The sequence below is a fragment of the Glaciecola sp. MF2-115 genome, assembly GCF_047250385.1.
In the GTDB taxonomy this organism is placed as follows: Bacteria; Pseudomonadota; Gammaproteobacteria; order Enterobacterales; family Alteromonadaceae; genus Glaciecola.
Genome location: NZ_JBLBVM010000051.1, coordinates 60,597 through 82,332 on the forward strand (window position 1 = coordinate 60,597; position 21,736 = coordinate 82,332).

Genomic DNA, 21,736 nt, shown 5'->3' on the forward strand with positions numbered 1-21,736 from the left:
TAAGAATAATTAAAATCCATCATGAGCAATGAAATAACCATTAACACTGACGGTATTGAGCAGCTAGCTTTAAGTCGGTTTACTGAAGACGCATACCTTAATTACTCCATGTACGTCATCATGGATCGGGCATTACCACATATTGGTGATGGCCTGAAACCAGTGCAAAGGCGAATTGTTTACGCAATGTCTGAGCTAGGGTTAAGTAATAGTGCCAAGTACAAAAAGTCAGCCAGAACCGTTGGTGACGTATTAGGTAAGTTTCACCCACACGGCGACTCGGCCTGTTATGAAGCTATGGTGTTAATGGCGCAGCCTTTCTCATATAGATATCCTTTAGTGGATGGGCAAGGAAACTGGGGTGCACCAGACGACCCTAAATCCTTCGCCGCCATGCGATATACCGAATCTCGATTAAGCAAATTCAGTGAAGTATTGCTTACTGAATTGGGTCAGGGCACAGCTGATTGGCAGCCAAACTTCGATGGCACCATGAACGAACCCAAAGTGCTACCTGCACGCTTACCACATATTCTACTTAATGGAATAACCGGTATTGCTGTTGGTATGGCCACCGATGTTCCGCCCCACAATGTGCGGGAGGTTGCAAATGCTTGTGCCTTACTACTAGATAATAGCCGTGCAGAATTGAGTGAATTGTTAGAGCATGTTCAGGGTCCGGATTACCCGACTGATGCTGAAATCATTACTCCTCGCAGTGACATCCAAAAGATTTATGAAACCGGTCGTGGCTCCATAAAAATGCGTGCTGTTTATCAAGAAGAAAATGGCGACATTATTATCACCGCTTTGCCACACCAAGCTTCTGGTGGCCGAGTGTTAGAGCAAATTGCTAGCCAAATGCAGGCTAAGAAACTGCCGATGGTTAGCGATTTACGTGATGAATCAGACCATGAAAACCCAACACGTTTATTAATCACACCGCGCTCAAATCGAGTTGATACACAGCAGTTGATGCAACATTTGTTTGCAACCACCGACTTAGAAAAAAGCTACCGCGTCAATATTAATATGATAGGTCTTGATGGCCGTCCGCAAGTTAAAGATCTGCGCTCAATTTTGAACGAATGGTTGGTTTTCAGAAAAGACACTGTTACTCGTCGCCTGCAATATCGACTAGATAAAATTCTAGCGCGCTTGCACATCTTAGAGGGCTTGTTAATTGCCTTCCTGAATATTGATGAAGTGATTCACATTATTCGTACAGAAGACAAACCAAAGCCTGTATTGATGGAGCGCTTTGGTATCAGCGATACACAAGCTGAAGCAATTCTTGAATTGAAACTACGTCACTTGGCGAAGTTAGAAGAAACTAAGATCAAGGGTGAGCAAGACGAGTTAGCTAAAGAACGTGACAGCTTGCAGTTGCTATTAGGCTCAGATCGTCGTTTAAAGACCCTCATTAAGAAAGAAATTCTAGCAGATGCTGAAACTTATGGTGATGATCGTCGCAGTCCTATTGTGGAGCGTGCCGAAGCAAAAGCCATTTCTGAAAAAGAACTCGTTCCGTCTGAGCCGATTACCGTCGTTGTTTCTGACAAAGGCTGGGCACGATGCGCGAAAGGGCATGACATAGACGTAGAAGGCTTGAGTTATAAATCGGGCGATAAGTTTTTGTGCAGTGCGAAAGGCCGAAGTACTCAGCTAGTTGCGTTTATCGATTCATCCGGCAGGGCATTCTCCTGTGATGCACACGGATTACCTTCAGCACGAAGCCAAGGAGAGCCTCTAACAGGCCGCTTTAGTATTGTTGGTGGCGAAACAATAGAACATGTTGTGATGGCCGCAGATGATAAACAATTCCTTATTGGCTCTGATGCAGGTTATGGTTTTGTCGGTAAGTTTTCAGACATGCTGAGCAAGGCAAAAGCGGGTAAAGCCTTTGTCTCCTTGCCAACTGCCGCAAAAGTCATTCGCCCACAGCCTTTAACTAATGTGAAAACCGATTGGTGTTTGTGTATTTCCAATGAAGGTAGAATGCTGTTATTCCCAATTAGGGATCTTCCTGTGCTAGGCAAAGGTAAAGGGAACAAGTTGATGAATATTCCTTCCGCCAAAGCGAAGACGCGTGAAGAGTATTTAACTGTGTTGACGGTTGTTCCTGAAGGCGCCGATATCAAAGTATTTGCAGGTAAACGCGGAATGACTTTAACAGCAAATGACTTAACTCATTACCAAGGTGAACGCGGACGCAGAGGAAACAAACTACCAAGGGGACTGCAACGTGTAGATTCCGTTGAGATAGAACTTCCGAAAGTTGCCATTGAGCCCACAACACCTAATGTTGAAGGTAATGCGCCTAATGATGATACGACTAGCGCTGATAAGCCAAACACAGACGCACCAACCAACGAATAGTTGGTGCGTTTCTCGTTTATCCCCCTTCATTTGCGTCAAACATACTGCTAGGTTGATATGCAACTCATAAAGATCGATAAAGCACGCTACCGAAAACACCTCAACATTGTGATTGTTAGTTGTGTTGCGGGTTTAGCAATTGCTAGCTTGAGTATTTCACAATTGTTAATTGCTTTGTTTCCTGACGAAAGCGGCACCCACTTTCATTGGAACTTAAGTGGTGTGATCATCTCAAGTCTTGCGATTGCTCTGATTTTGAATAAATACCGTCACCATGAATTCATGCGTGAAGTGGTATATGTTTGGGAATTAAAGAAAGCACTCAACAGAATCAATCGCAAAATGCCCAAGTTAAAAGCAGCTGCTGAGGAAGGTAATATTAATGCAATGCTGGCTATTCATTACAGTTATGCTGGTTCACGGCTGCTATGGCATTTAGATGACAACACTATCATTATGGATCAGCTTGCAATAAGCCAAGCAGAGCTGGATGTTTTGGCTGCTAAGTATAAGGTAACGCTTAATGCTGACGACTATAGTGAGAACATCTTAAAGACTTTTTAGTTAGACCTTCCGTCATTCCATCGAAGGATGGAACCTCCTCAAAAGCTTACTGGTCATTCCATCGAAGGATGGAACCTCCTAAAAAGCTTACTGGTCACTCCATCGAAGGATGGAATCTCCTAAAAAGTTTAGTAAGAACAATAAAAATCGTATGTCTCGAACTCAGGTTTTACCGTAGGGTTTATTTACTTATTCCGAGGCTTCACTCATATACTTCGCTTTCACTTCGTCAATAAAATCTTGCCAAGTTTCGTCTGGCTGCCAAATTGCATCTAAGTCTTTTTTCGCAATTGCTTCAGGCTCATTCAATTGAGTAACACGATATAGATAAGTGAAGACTGCACCACGCCAATTCAATTTGCAATGTGTGAGTGTGATGCCGCCAGTCGCTTCGAAGCTTTTCATTGTCGCGACGTACTCTTCAAAGTTTTCTAGCGTTGGATTTTTCCATTCAACAGCGACATTATGGTATTTCAGGCCTAAGGCATTCATTAATTTGATTTCTTCGCTTCTATCATCTGGAAGCAAATCAATGACATTACGCACTCCATTTGCTTTCAGCGTTTCGAAGTGCACACGGGTAGGCAAACCAGAACTAACCATGTCTGCCGTATTCACTTGAAAGTTTCTTAAATCATCTAGCATAGGTTCTGACTTTTGTGAGCTCATGAGTTTAAAACTTGCCATGAGCATGGTGCTGATTAATAAAAATACAGTAATTGAGGTACGAAAAAAAGAGGGCTTCATTTGTATATCCTATTGTAATGTAACTTGTTTGGAGCTTGTGCTCGTCATTCTTAACAGTGTTTCACGTAGGGTTTGCCGTGCTTTTTAAACAGTACACTTTTTAGTAGTAAAGTGTTTACTCACTTCTTAGGTTTGTCTTTGTCAGTGGCCTCTGGCGGTTCGGTAGCAAGAACACCTTCATCATTGATCGCTTCGTGAATGACAGTTGCATCATTCACGCTGTTTTTCTTGTCGTTGTTAATCACGATAGTAGGGACAATCTTACCAAAACCTTGCAAGCGCCTTTTTGGGTTGAGCATTGAAAGTCGCGTTAAAAGCAGATTATTTGGATACATAATTACTTCATCTTCATCAGTAACTAGCTTGATATTGAACAGGTTTACCTCTGCGATGGTGCCTTCGACGAAGTTATCACCTTCAAATATACGAATGAAATTGCCGCGGCTATATGATGGTTGAAATAATAAAATAAAGTAGGCGGTGATATTGCTTAAAAGTGACCAGTTCGCAAACAGCGCGACACCTGTAATGGTGATTAACGAAGTGGAAATTAATAATAGTCCGGAAAAATCTATGCCCCAAACGATAAGCAAGCCAGCTACCGTCATGGTGCCAATAATGACTCGCATCATGTTAAAAGCCTTGAGCGCGCTTTCTTCACTTAGCTTACTAATTTTTACGCCATTCTTTACTTTCGGCAAGGTCCACTTAACGATAATTAAGTGCAGCAGGATAACGGCGGCAGACCAAATTAAGTTGACGTAATATTGGTTTAGCCATGAGACAAAATCAGAAACAACAGGTAAATCGGGCATTCGGCTTTCCAAAAATAGGGTTAAATGAGTGTGCTTAGCATCACATAATGTGGGTATATTAATATTAATGGTACTGAAAAGTATTGCCAAATTACGCAATTAACGAAAATAAAAGTATTCAAACCTAAAGTTTAAGGATATATAGTGGCCCTACATTAATATGCCGAGGATTCTTATGAAAATAGCCATTTTGTCACGTAACCCTAAATTGTATTCAACCAGACGCTTTGTCGAAGCTGGGGAAAAATTAGGCCATCAAATAGATGTTATCGACACCATGCATTGCTACATGGACGTGACGAGTAGCCGACCTTCTGTTCGCTACAAAGGTAAAGCTTTACCACGCTATGATGCGGTGATCCCTAGAATTGGCGCATCAGTGACATTTTATGGAACATCAGTCGTTCGTCAATTCGAAATGATGGGCACTTACTCCATTAATGAATCGGTTGCGATTAGTCGCTCAAGAGACAAATTACGCTCACTTCAATTATTGTCCCGTAAAGGTATTGGCATGCCTCGTACAGGGTTTGCAAATCACCCAGACAGAATTGATGACTTGATTAAAAACGTCGGTGGTGCGCCTGTAGTTATTAAATTACTAGAGGGCACACAAGGGATCGGCGTAGTATTAGCTGATACTGCCAAAGCTGCTGAATCCATTATTGAAGCATTCATGGGTCTTAAAGCGAGTATCTTAGTTCAGGAATATATTGAAGAAGCTGGTGGTGCTGACATCCGCTGTCTAGTTGTAGGCGGCAAAGTCATTGCAGCGATGAAGCGTCAAGGTGCACCTGGAGAGTTTCGCTCAAATTTACACCGAGGTGGTTCGGCTAGTTTAGTACGTTTATCACCAGCGGAGCGCAAGACAGCTTTAGATGCAGCGAAAACTATGGGACTGAATATGTGCGGTGTAGATATTCTGCGCTCGAAGAATGGTCCAATGGTAATGGAAGTGAACTCTTCACCAGGCCTTGAGGGAATTGAGACCGCAACAGGCAAAGATATTGCAAGTATGATCATCGAATTTATCGCAAAAACAGCAACACCAAATAAAACAAAGACTAAAGGCAAAGGCTAAAACATGAAACGCGCAAACTTTACGATTGGTGGGGAAGTGGTTAAGCCTGGAGAGCATAAAAGACTGCAATTGCAGATGCCTCCGCTTTATACCGATACAAGTATGGGGATTCCGGTCTTCGTACAACATGGAAAACGACCTGGCCCAACGCTTTTTGTTAGTGCCGCGATCCACGGTGATGAATTAAATGGCATTGAAATTATTAGCCGACTAATTAAAACACGCCCAATTAAAAGTTTGCGAGGTACGTTAATAGCCATACCGATGGTAAATGTATACGGTGTACTGAATCAAAGTCGTTATCTGCCGGATAGGCGGGACTTGAACAGATGCTTCCCAGGCAGTAAGAAAGGTTCACTGGCTGGGCGTATTGCACGCCTATTTTTAGATGAAATCGTTAGTAAGTGTGACTTCGGTATTGATCTCCACACAGGAGCAATCCACCGCTCTAATTTGCCGCAAATTCGCGCTAATTTGGATGATCCTGCTACCTTAGAAATGGCTGAAGCCTTTGGTGTACCAGTTTTATTAAACGCTGATATTCGAGATGGTTCATTACGGCAAGCAGCTGCTGATGAAGGTGCGAAAGTGTTACTTTACGAAGCGGGTGAAGCCTTAAGGTATGACGAATTTTCTATTAGAGCCGGCGTTAAGGGTATTATTAAGGTAATGCGCAGTGTCGGTATGCTCAACAAAACTAAAGCTCGCGGACACAGCATCAAACCATTCGTTGCTAGACAGAGCGGCTGGGTTAGAGCAAATGTCAGTGGTTTCGTTATGCACAAGGCACAATTAGGTGATCATGTGTCAAAAGGGGATGTGTTAGCAGTTATTTCCAACCCATTTGGCGAACAGTTGGGAACGATTGATTCTCCCGCTACCGGTGTCGTGATTGGAAAACAAAACATTCCATTAGCACAAGAAGGGGAAGCAATTTACCATGTTGCTTACTTTAAAAAGCCTGATCAGGTAGCTGAACACGTTGAATTGCTGCAAGACAACTTAGTCGTACCTGATGATTCCGTTGATATAAAAATGTAAAGCTATAAAAGAGATGTCAAAAATGAACGAAAAGATAATAGTGGGTAACTTGGAGCTATGCGATCTTCCGCAATTAGGTATAAAAGGTCTTCATGTGCGCGTAGACACAGGCGCCACCACTTCATCCTTGCATGTCGATAACATAGAAGAAATTGATATTGATGAAGACACGTGGATTAAGTTTGATATTCATCCCGATATTCATGATGTAAAAAAGCTTATTCGTTGCGAGGCGAAAGTTGAGGGAAAGCGAGCAGTTAAGAGCTCTACTGCAACTCGACAACGTCGTTATGTGATTCAAACAGATATTGTTATGGCAAACCAACGGTGGCCTATTCAATTGACCTTAACGGATCGTTCTGAAATGACGTATTTAATGTTATTTGGGCGTGAGGCTATGGCGGGTAAGTTTATTGTTGATCCTGAACTAGAGTACGTATTGAATAAAGCATAGTTTCAATTCATTTCGTAAACAATTATCAAGCCATCTGGTAACTTTGTATCAGATGGTAAATAGGCGACGGTTTCTTTATTGTTTTGCAAGTGCGCAAGTAAAGATTCAAGTGAATCAAATTCACGAGGCGCCTTTTTACGTCCACTAAAGCGCATTTGTGCCCAGTAAGATTGAATGCGTGATTCAGTTAGGCCAACGACCCTAGTATTAAATGTATAGCGAGTTTTGTTCTTAGGGGCTAGCACAATAGGCTTTAATAGGAACTGTGAATTATCACCCATGAATATATCGCGTACTTGACGCTTATTCAGTGTGATGTCAGCCTGCTCGGTATTAGCAACAATAATCAAGTCTGATGCATAGCTGCTAAGACTTATTGTTAATAAAAGAGATAAGGCTAGTTTCATACCTAAGCTCATCAAAACACCCACTCAATGCCAATTTGATAGAGTGTCGCTTTTCTATCAAAGTCGGGATCGCTTATGTCTGAAAAGAACGAGCTTTCGCCAGGTTCACCATTTAAGAAAGTGATATCTGCTTTCGCCGCCATGTTATGTCGAAAGTCCCAACGAAAACCGATTGAAATTGAATCTAAGTCGTAAAGTGGTAAGTTCCCAGTTATCTGATCATAGGCAAATGAAAGCTGGTCTAAGCCAGGGTTGACGCCCTTCGGAATTAAATTCTCTGTCGTGTTGTAAGCAGTTTTAGAAGTTGAATAGCTTACATGGGTTTGAAATGGATAGAAATTATACCCTGCTGTTAAGTAATAGGAGTCAACTTCTGGAACGACAAGTAGATCGGACGCAATTTTTACCCATTCGGCACCAAAAAAGTAGTCGAGATCATCATATTTTACACTTGCTTGATAACCCACTGCTTTGCCATTAAATCGTAAAGATTCAGCGTTTTCTTTGAAGCCAGCAAACTCAATAGCGTCGGAAAACTGAGTAAAAGCCGGCACATCTGCAAAAAAATCAGCTGATTGAGTTACCGATATACGGAGGCTCAAGTTGCCCTTACTTAAGTTGAGAATTGCTCCCTTAATTTCATCTACATCAATGGGAACTTGTTCATCTTGACGCTTAAACTCGCCTTCGTATACACCGTAATATGCTTCAATATCAAAATTGATTTCATTAACATTGAGGCGATAGGTTGCAGAGACTCCTTCGTAGTTAGAAAACAGAATTCCACTATAGACCTGTTGTGGTGGAGATATCCAATGATATGCGAATCCTACATCAAGGACGTCACTATACTGAAAAAATGAAGTACGTAGCTTTCCTATCTTAAATTGCCAATTCTGGTTAGGCTGATAGTTGAGATATAACCACTCAAGGCCAGATTCGCGATCACTGCTAGTATGAGCTAATAATTGAGCCGAGAGGCTAAGCGTTTCGGTAATTTTTAAATCGCTTTGTAAGGCAAACAATGATTGCTGCGAGAAGCTTAAATGATTCGTATAGTCTTCATATTTTGCACCTTTGTCATCCAGATACCCGCCAATAACGCGACCGAAACCGCTAAATTCAATTCGGTCTGAAAGGTCAGTTAAGGCATATGAAGGTACAGCAACAGTACTAATCAAAGCGCTCAGTATGATGCCTTTGGAATTAATAAACATGCGTTTTTTTATGGCCTAAGGTGGAAAAAAAGATGATGGGGTATTGTGCCGCAAATTAAGGAAGGTAAGGTTTAGATTAATATACGTTGTTATTATTGCTGAATAAATAAAGGTGAGCGCGTTGCCGCAACTCACCATTTAGTATGCATTTAGCTTCTGATTACTGGACGTTGGTACTTTCAAATATCTTATCAGCAGAGGCTGCTACAAAACCTTGGTAGTATTCGCCATTATTCATTTTGTAGCGTTGAGCAAATTCATAAAAGCAGCTTGGGATAGAAACGGTTGTATCTGCAAAAGCAACTTCGGACGAATCGGCCATCGTGGAAGATTGAGCTAGACAAACGTCTTTTCCACCCTTGATTTCGCCACCTGATGTGTTGAGTTTAAACCCAGCAGGATGCAATATCTTATTCACTTCAGTGAGTTCGTTGAGACTCTGTAAATGATTTACACTGACTGTAAAATGATTCGCGCGAAAACCCCACGCAGCAACCCAAGCAGCGTACTCTGATTCTGCTAGCAAGGTTTTATACTCGCTATGTGACACCGCCCAATGCGTGCCAGAATACAAGAAATTATCAGCTTCTACAGCGCCTTGCGGAACACTATCGACCAACTTTTTAATAATGCTTTGAGCTGTCTTACTCAATTCATTTACTCTAAGTTCGCTAATAAACACCTTAGGTTGTGTGATGTCTGGATGCTCAAAGTGTTGGGCTCTTAATTTCTTTAGCTCAAAATCATAGTCACCTTTCTTTTCGTAACCTAAGCTTAAGAAGTGAGCGGCTAACTTGTCTAAGTTAACAGCTTCTAAATCAAAAGTTCGTAAAGCGATGTGATCATTAATGATGTCTGATACACCCGTTTTATTGCCTAACAATTGATGGATCTTATGGGCCGATGGCGTGATCTGAATGTAATCTTGCCAAAGACCTTGGAACAATTTGTTGATATCTGTATGCATATTAAATTTTCTAAACCAATTAAAATTTCAAACCGGGACTAAGGGAAGAGGGTAAAGTAACAACATCTAGCTCTACAGATGCAACTGGGTAAGCACAGTAGTCTGCGGCATAGTAAGCACTTGCTCTATGGTTTCCACTTTCTCCAATACCACCAAACGGAGCAGCACTGCTTGCGCCTGTGATAGGGCGGTTCCAGTTTACAATTCCGGCTCTGATGTGAGCTAGGAAGTAATCGTAGTCAGCTTTGGAGTCACACAATAAGCCCGCTGATAAACCGAAGCTTGTATTGTTTGCCTGAGCAATTGCTTCATCGAAATCCGAGTATCTAATGACTTTCAATAAAGGGCCAAAATGCTCTTCATCAGGCATTTCATTCACAATAGCTGTTACATCGATAAGACCTGGGGTTACAAAACCGGTGTCCTTATCAGTGTGCTCAAGAGCTAGTAGGCTGTTAGCACCTAAGTCAAGAAGCTGTTGTTGCGCACTTGCCATTCCTGCGGCAGCAGCTGCACTGATCATAGCACCCATAAATGGTTGCTCAGCAGCGTCATAAGGACCCACTTGAATATTCTTAGTCACTTCAATCAGGCGCGCTAAAATGGCATCGCCTTGCTCGTTGTCTTGAATAAATAAGCGACGAGCACAAGTACAACGTTGGCCGCTTGTCACGTAAGCTGATTGCACAATGTCATGCACAGTCGCGTCAATGTTGGCAACATCTTTTACGATAAGAGGGTTATTACCACCCATTTCTAAGGCCAGAATTTTGCCTGGATGGCCCGCGAATTGTTCGTGTAATATCTTGCCTGTGCGCGAACTACCAGTGAAGAATAGACCATCGATATTCGAGTGGCTTGCTAAAGCTTTACCTGTTTCAACTTGGCCTTGAACTAAGTTAAGTACACCCTTCGGTAGGCCTGCTTTTTCCCACAATTGCACTGTAAATTCAGCAACTAATGGCGTTAAGTCGCTTGGTTTAAATACAACGGTGTTACCTGCGATTAATGCAGGAACAATGTGACCATTCGGCAAGTGACCAGGAAAGTTATAAGGACCAAATACTGCCACAACACCGTGTGGTTTATGTCTAATAATCGCTTGTCCAACAGGCATTGCATTTTCAACGGTGCCAGTCCGCTCATTGTAGGCTTTTTCAGAAATCGCGATTTTTCCGATCATCGCACCAACTTCAGTCGCAGTTTCCCACTCAGGTTTGCCGGTTTCTTTTGCAATAATCTTACTTAACTCTGCCTTGTTTTCACCCAGTAACTCAGCGAACTTTTTAATAGTAGATAAGCGTTCTTCGACACTTAATCGTGACCAAGCTGGAAATGCCTTGCGAGCAGCTAGGATCGCCTCATTAACTTGCGCTTCAGACGCAGATTTAGCTGACCAAATAAGCACATTCTTTGTAGGATCGATTGAGTTGATATCATGGCCTAAGCCTTCTACCCATTGACCATCGATAAAGTGAGTTGAATTTGTCATATATGTGCTCCTAATGCTTTGTGTTTGCCGGTGAGAATCGAATTGAGTCGCCGTCACTGATACCTAAGGCATCAGCGCACGCTCGTTCGATTGCTACGCGATTTCCATCAACGTAGGCAATGTCTGCGATGCAGGCTTTAAAATGTTTTACCGATGTGTTGATAGCGAAACATGTTTCACCATCGTTTTGAGCGAGACTATCATTAATAACGATAGATGCCTTGCGACTCGCTTGTACGGTTGCAATGTTGTTTACGTCGGCCTCTACTGTTGGTCCGGCGTCAAAAATGTCTACATAACCACGACATTTAAAACCTTCTTGCTCTAACAAACGAAGTGCCGGCCTAGTTTTTTCATGCACTTTTCCAATACAATCCTGAGCCGCTTTGCTTAGCAAGTTAACGTAAATCGGATGTTTTGGCATAAGTTCGGCGATAAATACTTTATTACCAATACCGGTCATGTAGTCAGCAGTCGGGAAATCCATGGAGAAGAAATGCTCTTCTAACCAAGCCCAGAAAGGAGAGCGACCTTGTTCATCGCTTACGCCACGCATTTCAGCGATAACGACATCAGAGAAGCGTTCTTTATGCTCCGCCATAAACAGGAAACGCATTTTAGATAAAAAGCGGCCATTTAGACCTTGCCTAGCGCTCTCTCTTAAGAACAAGGTGCAAATTTCACTTACTCCAGTGTAGTCATTGCAGAAATGCAATAATTCCACAGTGTTGTGAACATTCAACTCACGTGATGCATGAACAACCTTGCTGATATGGTAATGGTAGAAAGCATCCTGCAAACCGACAGTTGCTTCAATACCTGAGGTACCAACGACTTCGCCTGTTTCAGTATCTTCCATTACGAAAAGATAGCTTTGTACTCCGGGCTTTGTAGGCGTCGATTGAATCGCACTTTCAGCTTTTGATATTTTATTTTGCAATAGCTCTTCGTTGACAGGCAGTGAAGTGAACCCGATTCCAGACTCTTGTGCTATCGCATATAGCGACGGATAGTCTGACGCTCTAATAGGACGAATAATTTTCATCTAATGCTCCAAATGGCTGCCAAAGGCAGCCCAACAAAGATTAAGCGGCAACGACCGAGGCAATAGCCTTCTCGAAACGAGCTAAACCTTCAATGATATCTTCATCTGGAATAACTAGAGATGGAGCAAAACGAATAACGTTCATGCCTGCTACTAAGCACATAAGTTTTTGCTCAGCAGCGGCAGTCATAAAGTCACGTGCACGACCTGCGTATTTTTCGTTTAACGCGCAACCTAACAACATCCCTTTACCACGCACTTCACTAAACACGTCATACTTGGCGTTTATTTTTTGCAGAATGTCACGGTATAGTGCTTCTTTTTTTAATACGTCAGCAAGTATTTCTGGTGTATTAACAATATCCAACACTCTTTCCGCTACTGCGCATGCTAAGGGATTTCCGCCATAAGTACTGCCGTGAGTACCTGGTTTAAGGCTGCTCGCAATGGCGTCTGTCGTAAGCATTGCACCGATTGGGAAACCGCCGCCTAATGACTTAGCTGTTGTTAAAATGTCTGGCGTAACGTTTACACCCATGTAGGCATACAAGTGTCCCATTCTTCCTAAGCCAGTTTGCACTTCATCAAAAATCAATAAAGCATTATGCTTATCACACAACTCTCTAACGCCTTTGACGAAAGCCGGATCTGGAGAAATAATACCGCCTTCACCTTGCATCGGTTCCATCATGATTGCACATGTGCGCTCTGACATCATTTCTTCGAGCATTTCTAAATTGTTATATTCGCAGTGATCAATGCCGCCAGGCTTTGGACCGAAACCGTCGGAATAAGCTGGTTGTCCGCCTACAGTTACAGTGAAGAATGTGCGACCGTGGAAACCTTGCGTAAAAGCAATGATTTGGTCCTTCTCGGCACCATGATGGTCGATCGCGTATCTGCGAGCTAATTTTAAAGCGGCTTCGTTCGCTTCTGCGCCCGAGTTGCAGAAATAAACTTTGTCTGCAAACGTCGCATCACATAATTTCTTAGCTAATCTAATTGCAGGCTCGTTTGTAAAAACGTTACTTAGGTGCCAAAGCTTACTGCCTTGTTCTTGTAATGCATTAACCAGTTCTGGATGGCAATGGCCAAGCACGTTAACGGCAATACCACCAGCAAAATCGATGTACTCAACCCCTTCTTGATCCCATACGCGAGAACCTTCGCCACGAACCGGCACCATTTGCGCTGGATTATAGTTTGGGACCATTACATCATTGAACGTTGAACGAGTCACTTGCATGTTATACACCTCTTTGCTGAGCTATTTAGCACCCACACATTTACAAACGTGCGGATAATTTGGCCTCGTATTATGCCAGAAGAGCAGGCTAAAGCAATGAACTTATTCGTCGCAAAGCCAGTAAAAATAAGGCGTATGCACTTATTTGCAGAATTAGTGAATATTTATTTGTATGAAAATTAAAGGTGTAAAAAGGCGGGCTCAATGGCGTGTGGCTAGGCACATTGGCTTGCAGACTAACTAATCATATTGACTTGGCTTGCGAACCCAATGAATGGAGCTTTTGTGGAATGCAACTTCGGGCATATTCATGCAAAAAAAACTCAATGAAATATATGGTATTTGCCGAAAAATTGTCAATCTGACTAGTCGTTGAGTGCTTTAGGTGCTTGTTGAATCTCAGGTATTTGTATTTCAATTCCTGTTAAGTTGGTTTTCATCAGCAAAACAACATCGTCAGAGACAATACCAAAATTACGCAAGTACACCATAGACGTTTGCTTTGACATTAAGCCATTAGCTTTCATCATTTTAAATTGCATGTAACCTTGGCAGCGAAACAGTAGATTAGTGAGAGGATGCAGATTTTTCTCTCGAACATGAGTAATACTGACTTCTTTAATTCTTGTGTAGTCCTCTAAGCCAACGCCAACCATCAACCAACGACATTTAAACAATGCTACAAGGTCGTAAGTAAGTTGATTGCTGTATGTACCCCAAAGAGAAACTAGGTATTTGTGTGAAGGAACTAATGTATTTAAAGCTTTGGCTTGCACTGGATTGTTGTTCTTGCGTGCTTCTATAATTTTTTCACGCAATTTAGCGTCAAAAGCTCGTAAGTACATTTTGGCAATGGCGCTACGGCCGATGGTGCTTAAAAGGCCTATATTGTAACCAAGATACCATTTCATGCTTTCTTTTTCCGCAATTGCCTTACACGCTTTACCTGTCCCCAAAGTATATTCCCACATGTGCTTTTGCAATTCAGGAAACACTTCAGATTTTGGTGGTAAGCTGCGTTTTGCAATCAAGGCAGGAAGAAGCGTTCGTAAACTCTCAATCCCTACGAAGCTTAAAGCACTGCGCAAACTGTTAATTACGATTAGTTTGCCTTTTGAATCAAAGCGACGATATTTGGGTTGCTTAACAAATTTAATAATTGCGTCTTGTAGCCAGTCCATTTGAATGATGGATGCTTCTAACCGTGATATCGAGCAAGACTCAGTGTACAAAACATCTAGGAGTTTACCCAATTCAGGATCGTAACCTAGAATTTTCTTCAAGACGAAATCAGTGTCTCTAATTTTTTCTGCGAGGTCGTTTATAAAGCTGACATGAAACTCAGCTTCAACTTGTTGGATGAATAGGTTTTGCTTCTGATTGATTTCTTCGCGGTTTTTTATGGCGACTTCTTCAACAAATAACAACTCTCTGCGAGCATCAGCTTGCTCAGAGTCTTCCATTATGCGTTGTTTCTCGGTTTTTTGACCAGACAACAGAATAGCTTCATCTAAACTCACGAGGAGATGATCGAATCGACTATTCATGGTCGAGGCTAACTGAGATACGCTTAACTTCATGTTGTTATTCTACATCCGTATTCTATTTTTTCAAAAAATTGTTCAAAAGTTTATGACCTTCTTGAGTTAATAAAGATTCAGGATGAAACTGAACGCCGAATATTGGCAAGGTTTTATGCTGAATACCCATTATCTCTATATCGTCACTTTCACGGCAAACTGCAGTAATTTCCAGCAATTCCGGTAGCGTATCTAACTCAAGCAACAAAGAGTGATACCTTGTTGCAATGAATGTCGGATTTATCCCGTCAAATATACCATGCACTTGCTGTACATGCACATTTGAGGTTTTTCCATGTTTTATATTCTTTGCGCGTACTACTTTAGCGCCAAAAACTTGACCAATCGCTTGATGCCCAAGACATACTCCTAATATAGGTAATTTTCCGGCAAACGCAACGATTGCATCTAGGCAGATGCCTGATTCATCAGGAGTACAGGGGCCCGGTGAAATCACTAGGTGCGTAAAATCAAGTGCTTCTAGCTCGGGAATACTCAGTTCATCATTTTTAATGACCATTACACGGGCATTAAGCTCTTCAAAATAACGCACTAAATTGAAAGTAAAAGAGTCGTAGTTATCAATGATCAAGACCACGTTAACGACTCCTGTAGCGATGGTCTGTTCTTATCGCGCGATCTGCTAAAGTAGTCTCTAGGAAAGCACTTTCCAAGAGCGCATTTTCTACCAATGCGCTCTTTACTAGTGCAAACTTTGCTAATGCACTCTTTACTAATGCACTCTTTACTCGTGCACTGTCTACCAACGTATTAAGGTGCAACAAACCCAAGTGCTTCGTATGTTTTCGCTAAAGTTACGGAAGCTTTCTCTCTTGCTTTCAGAGCACTGGCATTCAATACATCATGCAAGTATGTGTGATCAGCCCTAATGCGTGCATATTCTGTTTGAATAGGTTGAAGCATATTCACAACTGATTCAGCTACATCACCTTTTAAATGACCGTACATTTTGTCTTCATACTTTGGTACTAAGCTCTCTATTGATTCACCACTGGTGCAAGAAAGTAAAGACAATAGATTTGAAACGCCCGGCTTCTCAGCAACATCAAAGTAAATACGAGCTTTTTCGTCACTATCAGTCACGGCTCGTTTTATTTTTTTAGTGAGTTTTTTAGGGTCTTCAAGCAAGCCGATCACATTATTAGGATTGTCGTCTGATTTTGACATCTTCTTCATAGGATCTTGCAAGCTCATCACTCGTGCACCAGATTCTGGAATAAATGGGTCTGGAATAGTGAAGATGTCACCATAAATATTGTTAAAACGAGTAGCGATGTCGCGAGTAAGTTCTAAATGTTGTTTTTGGTCTTCGCCGACAGGCACTTTGTTTGCTTGATAAACTAAAATATCGGCCGCTTGCAAAACTGGGTAACTAAATAGGCCAACGTTGATATTGGACGCGTTCTTTTGCGACTTGTCTTTAAACTGTGTCATGCGGTTAAGCTCGCCCATTTGCGTATAGCAATTCAAAACCCAACTTAGCTGAGCATGCTCGGGTACATGAGATTGCATGAAGATACTGCTTTTATTTGGGTCAATGCCGCAGGCGAGATATAAGGCAAGACCATCTAGACATGCTTTTTTCAATTCGCTAGGATCTTGTCTAAGCGTTATCGCATGCAAATCTACAATCATATAAAGACAGTCATGGTCGTCCTGCATATTCACCCACTGGCGCAGTGCTCCCATGTAATTTCCCATGGTTAGTTGACCTGAAGGTTGGCAACCACTTAATACGATCGGTTTTTGCGAGCTCATTTATTTACGATTTCCTAAGTTATTTTAATTGATTCTTCATTGCTGAAATACTGTCGGCATAGTTATCTGTATTGAAAATAGCAGATCCGGCAACAAACATGTCTGCGCCAGCTTCCCACACTGATTTTATATTGTTGATCTTAATCCCGCCATCAACTTCTATTCGAATATCTAAACCGCTTGTAATTATCATTTGTTTTAGCTGCGTAATCTTAGAAAGTGTGCTTTCAATGAAGGATTGACCACCGAAACCTGGGTTAACCGACATAAGTAACACATAGTCTAACTTATCAAGCACACAATCCAACACATGCAAGGGTGTTCCCGGGTTTAGCGCTAGTCCAGCTTTACAGCCATTATCTTTGATAAGTTGAATGCTGCGGTCAAGATGCATTGTCGCTTCAGGATGAAAGCTAATCATACTTGCACCAGCCTCTGCAAAGCTCTGTATCATCGAATCAACCGGTTGCACCATCAAATGCACATCAATATCGGCTGTAATTCCATACTTACGCAGTGCTTCACAAATCATTGGGCCAAAGGATAGGTTCGGAACATAGTGATTGTCCATTACATCAAAGTGCACAATATCAGCACCCGCTTTGAGAACATCTTCTACATCTTGACCTAGACGGGCAAAGTCAGCTGACAAAATTGAGGGTGCAATAAGTGGGGAATGCATTGTTGGGTCCTTAAAATACGCAAGAGTATTGAGTTTACAGAACTTTTAAGAAGGACAAAAGCACAACCTCCGCCCTTTATTGGTGAGCATGCATCATAACAGGGCGTTTTTGCTCATATCTTGCTGCAAAGAGTATTCCTTATTCTCAAACAAAAAATCAATTTTGAATAAAAAACTGATTAATATCAGAGCGATAAGTATTTATTTTTGATTTCAAATATATAGGCATCACTTTTGCTGTATGTGGATTAGCAACTTTAAAATTCACGGAGAACACACATGAAAACTTTTAAACGCACAGCAATGGCTGCGACAATTTTAAGCACAGCACTTCTTAGCCAAACTGCAATGGCAGAATGGTCAGCTAATATCGGTCTTGTATCTGATTATCACTTCCGTGGTATTCAACAAACTGAATCAGCATCAACAAGTGCGGGTCTTGATTATGCAGGTGATACCGGTTTTTACGCTGGCGCCTGGACAGCTGAGGTTGAGGATGGACTTGAAGTTGATTTATATGCTGGTTATGGCATTGAGTTAGATAACGGAGTTAGCTTAGATGCTAATTTTACAACATATCAATATACTGGTGATTTTGATAGTGCCTACAATGAAATTGGCTTGGGTGCAGGTTTTGGTCTATTTTCAGTCGGCTATGTTCAAGGTAAATGGGATGGTGTTGTAGGTGATGAGGCAGCTACGGAAGGTGACTACTCTTTAGTGACTATTGGTATTGAGAAAGATGGTTGGTCAGCCACTATTGGTAGTTATGGTAAGGATGCAGAGGGTGAGTATGGAGAAATCGCTTACGGCACAGAAATAGGTGGTTTTGATGTAGGTGTAGGTTTGGTACTTAGCGGATCTGACTTAGATGATAGTGAATCATTATATTTCTCAATCAGCAAATCCTTCGATCTATAATTTATCCAGTTAGTTAAGCGCACGAATTACAATTAAAATAATAAAACTTAAGATTTACTCTTCCTGCAAGCTATGTGGTTTGCAGGTTTTTTTTGTTTGCGATTAATTATTGTACATCTCATGGTTTGCGCTATACTAAAAACCTCACAAGAAAGTGATAACCTTACAATTTATAGTTTCTATTTACAGATCCTATATAAATGCACGGTTCAGATGCGAAGAGTGGAATAGACGATGAAAAAGGTATTAAACCGCACAGTAGTTAATAAGTCGCCATTGATGAAATTAATGTCAGCGCTTAGTATTTTGACGTTCGGTATATATATTAGCATCACTACTTTCCATCCCTCAATCGACGTTTGTAGTCAAAATGACGTAGTTGAAAACATATCTCATAACAACATGTCTCTCAGTTCAACGTGCCAAGCAAAAGGCAATGAAGTAAGTTGGATAGCTTGGATCACCAACAAATCAAGCTCAAATCAGTTTCATTTTCTTGATCTTCTAGAGTTACTCTCACAATTTACATCTGACAATAAGAAGTAGGCTTTAATGCTTAACAAATGCTTTCGATTACTTAAAAGTGTCTCAGCGAGTATGTTAGGCGTGCAGTCACAACGTAATTATGAAGAAGACTTTACCGAAAGTTCTCCTATTCCGTTTATCATTACGGGAGTCATTCTCGTAATTGTATTTATTCTGGCCCTTGTTCTCTTAGTTAATACTCTCGTTTAGCTCACGATTTATTAGTTTCTAAAAAAATAGCCAACTCTTCATGCTTTATCGGTTTGGAAATCAAATAGCCTTGAATTAAGTCGCATCCTAGCTTTTTAAGCTGTTCATATTGCGCTTCTGTTTCGGCACCTTCCGCTACTATTGGCACAGATAGACTGTGGATCATCTGGGTTAATGAACCAACAATCCGTTGCTGTCTTGTGTCGACATCGATTTTATCGAGTAATGAACGATCGAGTTTGACTGTATCGTATTTGAAGGCTGCTAAATATGATAACGACGAGTAACCCGCACCAAAATCATCAATTGCTACTCTGAAGCCGATTTCTGTCGCCATTTCAATCCATGCTTTAGCTTGTTTAAAATTAGTAATTAAGGTCGTTTCGGTGATCTCTAATTCTATTCTGTTAGGTTCAATATTGTTTAGCTTTAGTTGATCTCTGAGCAGGTCAAAAGCACGCTCATCCACAAGTTGAGAAGCGCTCAGGTTAATTGAAATTATGACATCTTTAAGTCCTACGGTTGCTAGGAATATGGCTTCTTTAATGACATTTGCAACTATCCACTCAAACAGGGAATGCATGTTTTCACTTTCTTCTAGCACATCAATAAAAGTCAGTGGTGGTATAAAGCCTAATTCTGGATGATCCCAACGACACAGTGCTTCTATTTTTTTAACTTTACGTGTTTCGCTGTCAACGATAGGTTGATAAACCAGAAAAAGCTGATCATTTGCGAGTGAAGAAACAAAGTCATTTTTTATGGTGAACTTTAACTGAGTTCGGGCACGCATTGATTCATCGAAAAATCGGTATCTATTTTTGCCTTCTTCTTTCGCTTGATACATAGCAATATCCGCATATCTAAGTAGTTGGTCGGCATCGATTTTATTGGCTTCTTGAAGTGCAATTCCGATACTCGCGCTAATAGCGATATTCGTTTCATAAACATGAAAGGGAGCTGCGAATAAATTCACTATCGATTCGGCCATTTGCAATAATGCTTTTTCACTGTTGTAGTCGCTGTAGCAGATCACAAATTCATCACCGCCAATGCGGTATACTTTAATAAATTTATTCGAAACGCCCTTTAAACGATAACCGATTTTTTTCAACATAATGTCGCCAGCACCATGACCTAAATTATCATTGACTGGCTTAAACCCGTCCAAATCTAAAAAGAAAATTGCCACATTTAACGCTGAGCTTTGATTTCGTATTCGCAGTAAATCTTCAATTAAGACATTGCGTGTATACAAGCCGGTTATCCCATCAATGGTTGCTTGGCGTAATAATCTTTTTTGCGAAACATCTAGTTCATGCTCGTAAGACTCGAGTATGTTAATGGCGTTTCTAAATTCATCTTCTAGGTCGTGAAGCTCATCATTAAATTTTGGTTTTTCGGCTTTCCCAAGTCGATACCTAGCTGCATTATATTCTTTGTTCGCAATGAGCTTGATTGCTCTGCGAAGTTTATTAATTTTAGAAATTGGAATGATAGAAAACGTTATGAGAGTGAGTAAAATACCCGACGTTACTGTCATGAAGATAATAATAATTTGTTCTTTTTGCTGGCTTTCTTCTGAAATTAAAGAGGTAATGTCCCTAACGAACATAAATTTTAAGTCGGAACCAACACTGCTTAGGATTTCAAACCAAATATAGTAATCCCGTCCCTCAAAAGATTGACGAAGGCCAATGGATTCCACCTGCTTAATTTCTTCATGTGTTAACTCTGCACTTAACAAGCCATCCATTTTTCCAACACCGGTCATAATGCCTGTTATGTAGCGTTTTAGATTGAGTTGGTCTTTGATAGGATCTTCATTTGGAGCAAGTACGCCAATATCACTTCCCACAACTTGATACAAAAACTCGACGGATGGAGCGATATCTGAAGCAAGAGTGAACACCCACTTACCTTGCCAATCCTGCACAGGAATTGTTGAAACGAGTTCACATACTGAGTGACAAATAATAGCGGACCTTGCTTGAGAGCTTGCGAGCACTGTTTCATTCAGCGATTTAATTGCGTTCAAAGGAAACTCACCGATTTTGAAGGTGTGTTCTGGGTTTGAAAGCGACATAGATGACAAAGCTAAACTTGCCTGAATTCTTGACCAAATATTTTCTAAATAAGCCGATGCCTCTGCAGGTGTTTTTTTCGCTATATCACCTAGGGTTAGCAGCTCTTTTGCAGTTAAAACCTGCTCTTTTAATTGTTGTTGGAGTATTAATTGAGTTGCTTTGAGGTGAGACTGCTTGAGCTCGTTAACGTTTTCTTCAAATCGAGCGCTTTGTTGCGCCGTAACAAAGCCATAAGATGCAGCCAAAGATAGTATGGCTACAACAATAACCAATAATAGAATTTTAGATAATAAACCGCGGAGTCGAATCATGAATTAAAATTTATATACCTGTTGTATGAAAACTAAGGTTAATAGCTTTCTCCGTCTAGCAATTCATAAAACTTCAAAGATTTGCTTAACCGCTCGATCAGATGATAAAAGCGCTAGAATGTTTCAATATTATATACTTTAGCAGGAGGAGCGAACAGGAATAAGTCGTTTAATAGCAGATTGACT

General features: G+C 41.1%; 21 protein-coding genes. 8 read left to right on the plus strand and 13 right to left on the minus strand.

The genetic code is table 11. The annotated features are described in order from the left end of the window. Positions 1–21 precede the first annotated feature (21 nt). Positions 22–2,379: a DNA topoisomerase IV subunit A gene (parC, locus tag ACKLNX_RS09720; RefSeq protein WP_412972209.1), complete on the plus strand. Its 2,358-nt coding sequence runs from the start codon at positions 22–24 to the stop codon at positions 2,377–2,379. A gap of 57 nt (positions 2,380–2,436) precedes the next feature. After that, positions 2,437–2,943, plus strand: coding sequence for a DUF3087 domain-containing protein (locus ACKLNX_RS09725; RefSeq protein WP_412972210.1), 507 nt, complete (start codon positions 2,437–2,439; stop codon positions 2,941–2,943). A gap of 189 nt (positions 2,944–3,132) precedes the next feature. Here ACKLNX_RS09725 and ACKLNX_RS09730 read toward each other — a convergent pair whose 3' ends face one another. After that, complete coding sequence (locus ACKLNX_RS09730; RefSeq protein WP_412972211.1) at positions 3,133–3,690, minus strand: protein tyrosine phosphatase family protein; 558 nt, start codon at positions 3,688–3,690, stop codon at positions 3,133–3,135. A 119-nt stretch (positions 3,691–3,809) separates the two neighbouring features. After that, entirely contained in the window at positions 3,810–4,505 is a 696-nt protein-coding gene (locus tag ACKLNX_RS09735; RefSeq protein ID WP_412972212.1) for a mechanosensitive ion channel domain-containing protein, read from the minus strand. A gap of 175 nt (positions 4,506–4,680) precedes the next feature. Here ACKLNX_RS09735 and rimK point away from each other — a divergent pair, with 175 nt between their 5' ends. Genes rimK through ACKLNX_RS09750 form a run of 3 tightly spaced genes read left to right on the plus strand, consistent with a single transcriptional unit; the run spans position 4,681 to position 7,081 of the window. Continuing rightward, entirely contained in the window at positions 4,681–5,586 is a 906-nt protein-coding gene (gene rimK / locus ACKLNX_RS09740; protein WP_411692650.1) for a 30S ribosomal protein S6--L-glutamate ligase, read from the plus strand. Positions 5,587–5,589: 3 nt separating this feature from the next. After that, positions 5,590–6,627, plus strand: coding sequence for a succinylglutamate desuccinylase/aspartoacylase family protein (locus ACKLNX_RS09745; protein ID WP_411692651.1), 1,038 nt, complete (start codon positions 5,590–5,592; stop codon positions 6,625–6,627). A 22-nt stretch (positions 6,628–6,649) separates the two neighbouring features. Beyond that, positions 6,650–7,081 carry an ATP-dependent zinc protease gene (locus tag ACKLNX_RS09750; protein ID WP_411692652.1) on the plus strand — a complete coding sequence of 144 codons (432 nt, stop codon included), beginning with the start codon at positions 6,650–6,652 and terminating at the stop codon, positions 7,079–7,081. 2 nt (positions 7,082–7,083) lie between these two features. Here ACKLNX_RS09750 and ACKLNX_RS09755 read toward each other — a convergent pair whose 3' ends face one another. The 10 genes from ACKLNX_RS09755 to rpe form a co-directional block, all read right to left on the minus strand. Next, a complete protein-coding gene (locus ACKLNX_RS09755) occupies positions 7,084–7,500 on the minus strand; it encodes a hypothetical protein (protein WP_412972213.1) in 417 nt (138 codons plus the stop codon). After that, positions 7,500–8,705, minus strand: a complete 1,206-nt coding sequence (locus tag ACKLNX_RS09760) for a hypothetical protein (RefSeq protein WP_412972214.1) — start codon at positions 8,703–8,705, stop codon at positions 7,500–7,502. The genes ACKLNX_RS09755 and ACKLNX_RS09760 overlap by 1 nt, the downstream gene beginning before the upstream one ends. A 160-nt stretch (positions 8,706–8,865) precedes the next feature. Then, on the minus strand, positions 8,866–9,672 hold the full coding sequence (locus tag ACKLNX_RS09765; protein WP_412972215.1) for a DUF1338 domain-containing protein: 807 nt from the start codon (positions 9,670–9,672) through the stop codon (positions 8,866–8,868). A gap of 19 nt (positions 9,673–9,691) precedes the next feature. Beyond that, a complete protein-coding gene (astD, locus tag ACKLNX_RS09770; RefSeq protein ID WP_412972216.1) occupies positions 9,692–11,164 on the minus strand; it encodes a succinylglutamate-semialdehyde dehydrogenase in 1,473 nt (490 codons plus the stop codon). Positions 11,165–11,174: 10 nt separating this feature from the next. After that, positions 11,175–12,209 carry an arginine N-succinyltransferase gene (gene astA, locus ACKLNX_RS09775; protein ID WP_412972217.1) on the minus strand — a complete coding sequence of 345 codons (1,035 nt, stop codon included), beginning with the start codon at positions 12,207–12,209 and terminating at the stop codon, positions 11,175–11,177. Positions 12,210–12,249: 40 nt separating this feature from the next. Next, complete coding sequence (locus ACKLNX_RS09780) at positions 12,250–13,455, minus strand: aspartate aminotransferase family protein (RefSeq protein WP_411692658.1); 1,206 nt, start codon at positions 13,453–13,455, stop codon at positions 12,250–12,252. Between the two features lie 365 nt (positions 13,456–13,820). After that, positions 13,821–15,035 (minus strand): HDOD domain-containing protein, encoded by a 1,215-nt coding sequence (locus ACKLNX_RS09785; protein ID WP_412972218.1) that lies wholly within the window; start codon positions 15,033–15,035, stop codon positions 13,821–13,823. A gap of 22 nt (positions 15,036–15,057) precedes the next feature. After that, the gene (locus ACKLNX_RS09790) at positions 15,058–15,633 is read right to left on the minus strand and encodes an anthranilate synthase component II (RefSeq protein WP_411692660.1); all 576 of its coding nucleotides are present in this window, start codon (positions 15,631–15,633) and stop codon (positions 15,058–15,060) included. Positions 15,634–15,806: 173 nt separating this feature from the next. Continuing rightward, the gene (gene trpS, locus ACKLNX_RS09795; protein ID WP_412972219.1) at positions 15,807–16,814 is read right to left on the minus strand and encodes a tryptophan--tRNA ligase; all 1,008 of its coding nucleotides are present in this window, start codon (positions 16,812–16,814) and stop codon (positions 15,807–15,809) included. A 19-nt stretch (positions 16,815–16,833) separates the two neighbouring features. Then, positions 16,834–17,496: a ribulose-phosphate 3-epimerase gene (rpe, locus tag ACKLNX_RS09800; RefSeq protein ID WP_411692662.1), complete on the minus strand. Its 663-nt coding sequence runs from the start codon at positions 17,494–17,496 to the stop codon at positions 16,834–16,836. A 279-nt stretch (positions 17,497–17,775) separates the two neighbouring features. Here rpe and ACKLNX_RS09805 point away from each other — a divergent pair, with 279 nt between their 5' ends. From ACKLNX_RS09805 to ACKLNX_RS09815, 3 genes are all read left to right on the plus strand, one after another. Continuing rightward, positions 17,776–18,417 carry a TorF family putative porin gene (locus ACKLNX_RS09805; protein ID WP_412972220.1) on the plus strand — a complete coding sequence of 214 codons (642 nt, stop codon included), beginning with the start codon at positions 17,776–17,778 and terminating at the stop codon, positions 18,415–18,417. A 234-nt stretch (positions 18,418–18,651) separates the two neighbouring features. Then, positions 18,652–18,963: a hypothetical protein gene (locus ACKLNX_RS09810; RefSeq protein WP_412972221.1), complete on the plus strand. Its 312-nt coding sequence runs from the start codon at positions 18,652–18,654 to the stop codon at positions 18,961–18,963. A gap of 6 nt (positions 18,964–18,969) precedes the next feature. Further along, complete coding sequence (locus tag ACKLNX_RS09815; protein WP_411692665.1) at positions 18,970–19,152, plus strand: DUF2970 domain-containing protein; 183 nt, start codon at positions 18,970–18,972, stop codon at positions 19,150–19,152. 1 nt (position 19,153) lies between these two features. Here the strand turns inward: ACKLNX_RS09815 and ACKLNX_RS09820 are convergent, their stop codons facing one another. Continuing rightward, positions 19,154–21,550 carry an EAL domain-containing protein gene (locus ACKLNX_RS09820; protein ID WP_412972222.1) on the minus strand — a complete coding sequence of 799 codons (2,397 nt, stop codon included), beginning with the start codon at positions 21,548–21,550 and terminating at the stop codon, positions 19,154–19,156. Positions 21,551–21,736 lie beyond the last annotated feature (186 nt).

Bases quoted from the DNA above. Each gene is read 5' to 3' on its own strand.
- parC (WP_412972209.1), top strand. From the start codon at position 22: ATGAGCAATGAAATAACCATTAACACTGACGGTATTGAGCAGCTAGCT.
- ACKLNX_RS09725 (WP_412972210.1), top strand. From the start codon at position 2,437: ATGCAACTCATAAAGATCGATAAAGCACGCTACCGAAAACACCTCAAC.
- ACKLNX_RS09730 (WP_412972211.1), bottom strand. From the start codon at position 3,690: ATGAAGCCCTCTTTTTTTCGTACCTCAATTACTGTATTTTTATTAATC.
- ACKLNX_RS09735 (WP_412972212.1), bottom strand. From the start codon at position 4,505: ATGCCCGATTTACCTGTTGTTTCTGATTTTGTCTCATGGCTAAACCAA.
- rimK (WP_411692650.1), top strand. From the start codon at position 4,681: ATGAAAATAGCCATTTTGTCACGTAACCCTAAATTGTATTCAACCAGA.
- ACKLNX_RS09745 (WP_411692651.1), top strand. From the start codon at position 5,590: ATGAAACGCGCAAACTTTACGATTGGTGGGGAAGTGGTTAAGCCTGGA.
- ACKLNX_RS09750 (WP_411692652.1), top strand. From the start codon at position 6,650: ATGAACGAAAAGATAATAGTGGGTAACTTGGAGCTATGCGATCTTCCG.
- ACKLNX_RS09755 (WP_412972213.1), bottom strand. From the start codon at position 7,500: ATGAGCTTAGGTATGAAACTAGCCTTATCTCTTTTATTAACAATAAGT.
- ACKLNX_RS09760 (WP_412972214.1), bottom strand. From the start codon at position 8,705: ATGTTTATTAATTCCAAAGGCATCATACTGAGCGCTTTGATTAGTACT.
- ACKLNX_RS09765 (WP_412972215.1), bottom strand. From the start codon at position 9,672: ATGCATACAGATATCAACAAATTGTTCCAAGGTCTTTGGCAAGATTAC.
- astD (WP_412972216.1), bottom strand. From the start codon at position 11,164: ATGACAAATTCAACTCACTTTATCGATGGTCAATGGGTAGAAGGCTTA.
- astA (WP_412972217.1), bottom strand. From the start codon at position 12,209: ATGAAAATTATTCGTCCTATTAGAGCGTCAGACTATCCGTCGCTATAT.
- ACKLNX_RS09780 (WP_411692658.1), bottom strand. From the start codon at position 13,455: ATGCAAGTGACTCGTTCAACGTTCAATGATGTAATGGTCCCAAACTAT.
- ACKLNX_RS09785 (WP_412972218.1), bottom strand. From the start codon at position 15,035: ATGAAGTTAAGCGTATCTCAGTTAGCCTCGACCATGAATAGTCGATTC.
- trpS (WP_412972219.1), bottom strand. From the start codon at position 16,814: ATGAGCTCGCAAAAACCGATCGTATTAAGTGGTTGCCAACCTTCAGGT.
- rpe (WP_411692662.1), bottom strand. From the start codon at position 17,496: ATGCATTCCCCACTTATTGCACCCTCAATTTTGTCAGCTGACTTTGCC.
- ACKLNX_RS09805 (WP_412972220.1), top strand. From the start codon at position 17,776: ATGAAAACTTTTAAACGCACAGCAATGGCTGCGACAATTTTAAGCACA.
- ACKLNX_RS09810 (WP_412972221.1), top strand. From the start codon at position 18,652: ATGAAAAAGGTATTAAACCGCACAGTAGTTAATAAGTCGCCATTGATG.
- ACKLNX_RS09815 (WP_411692665.1), top strand. From the start codon at position 18,970: ATGCTTAACAAATGCTTTCGATTACTTAAAAGTGTCTCAGCGAGTATG.
- ACKLNX_RS09820 (WP_412972222.1), bottom strand. From the start codon at position 21,550: ATGATTCGACTCCGCGGTTTATTATCTAAAATTCTATTATTGGTTATT.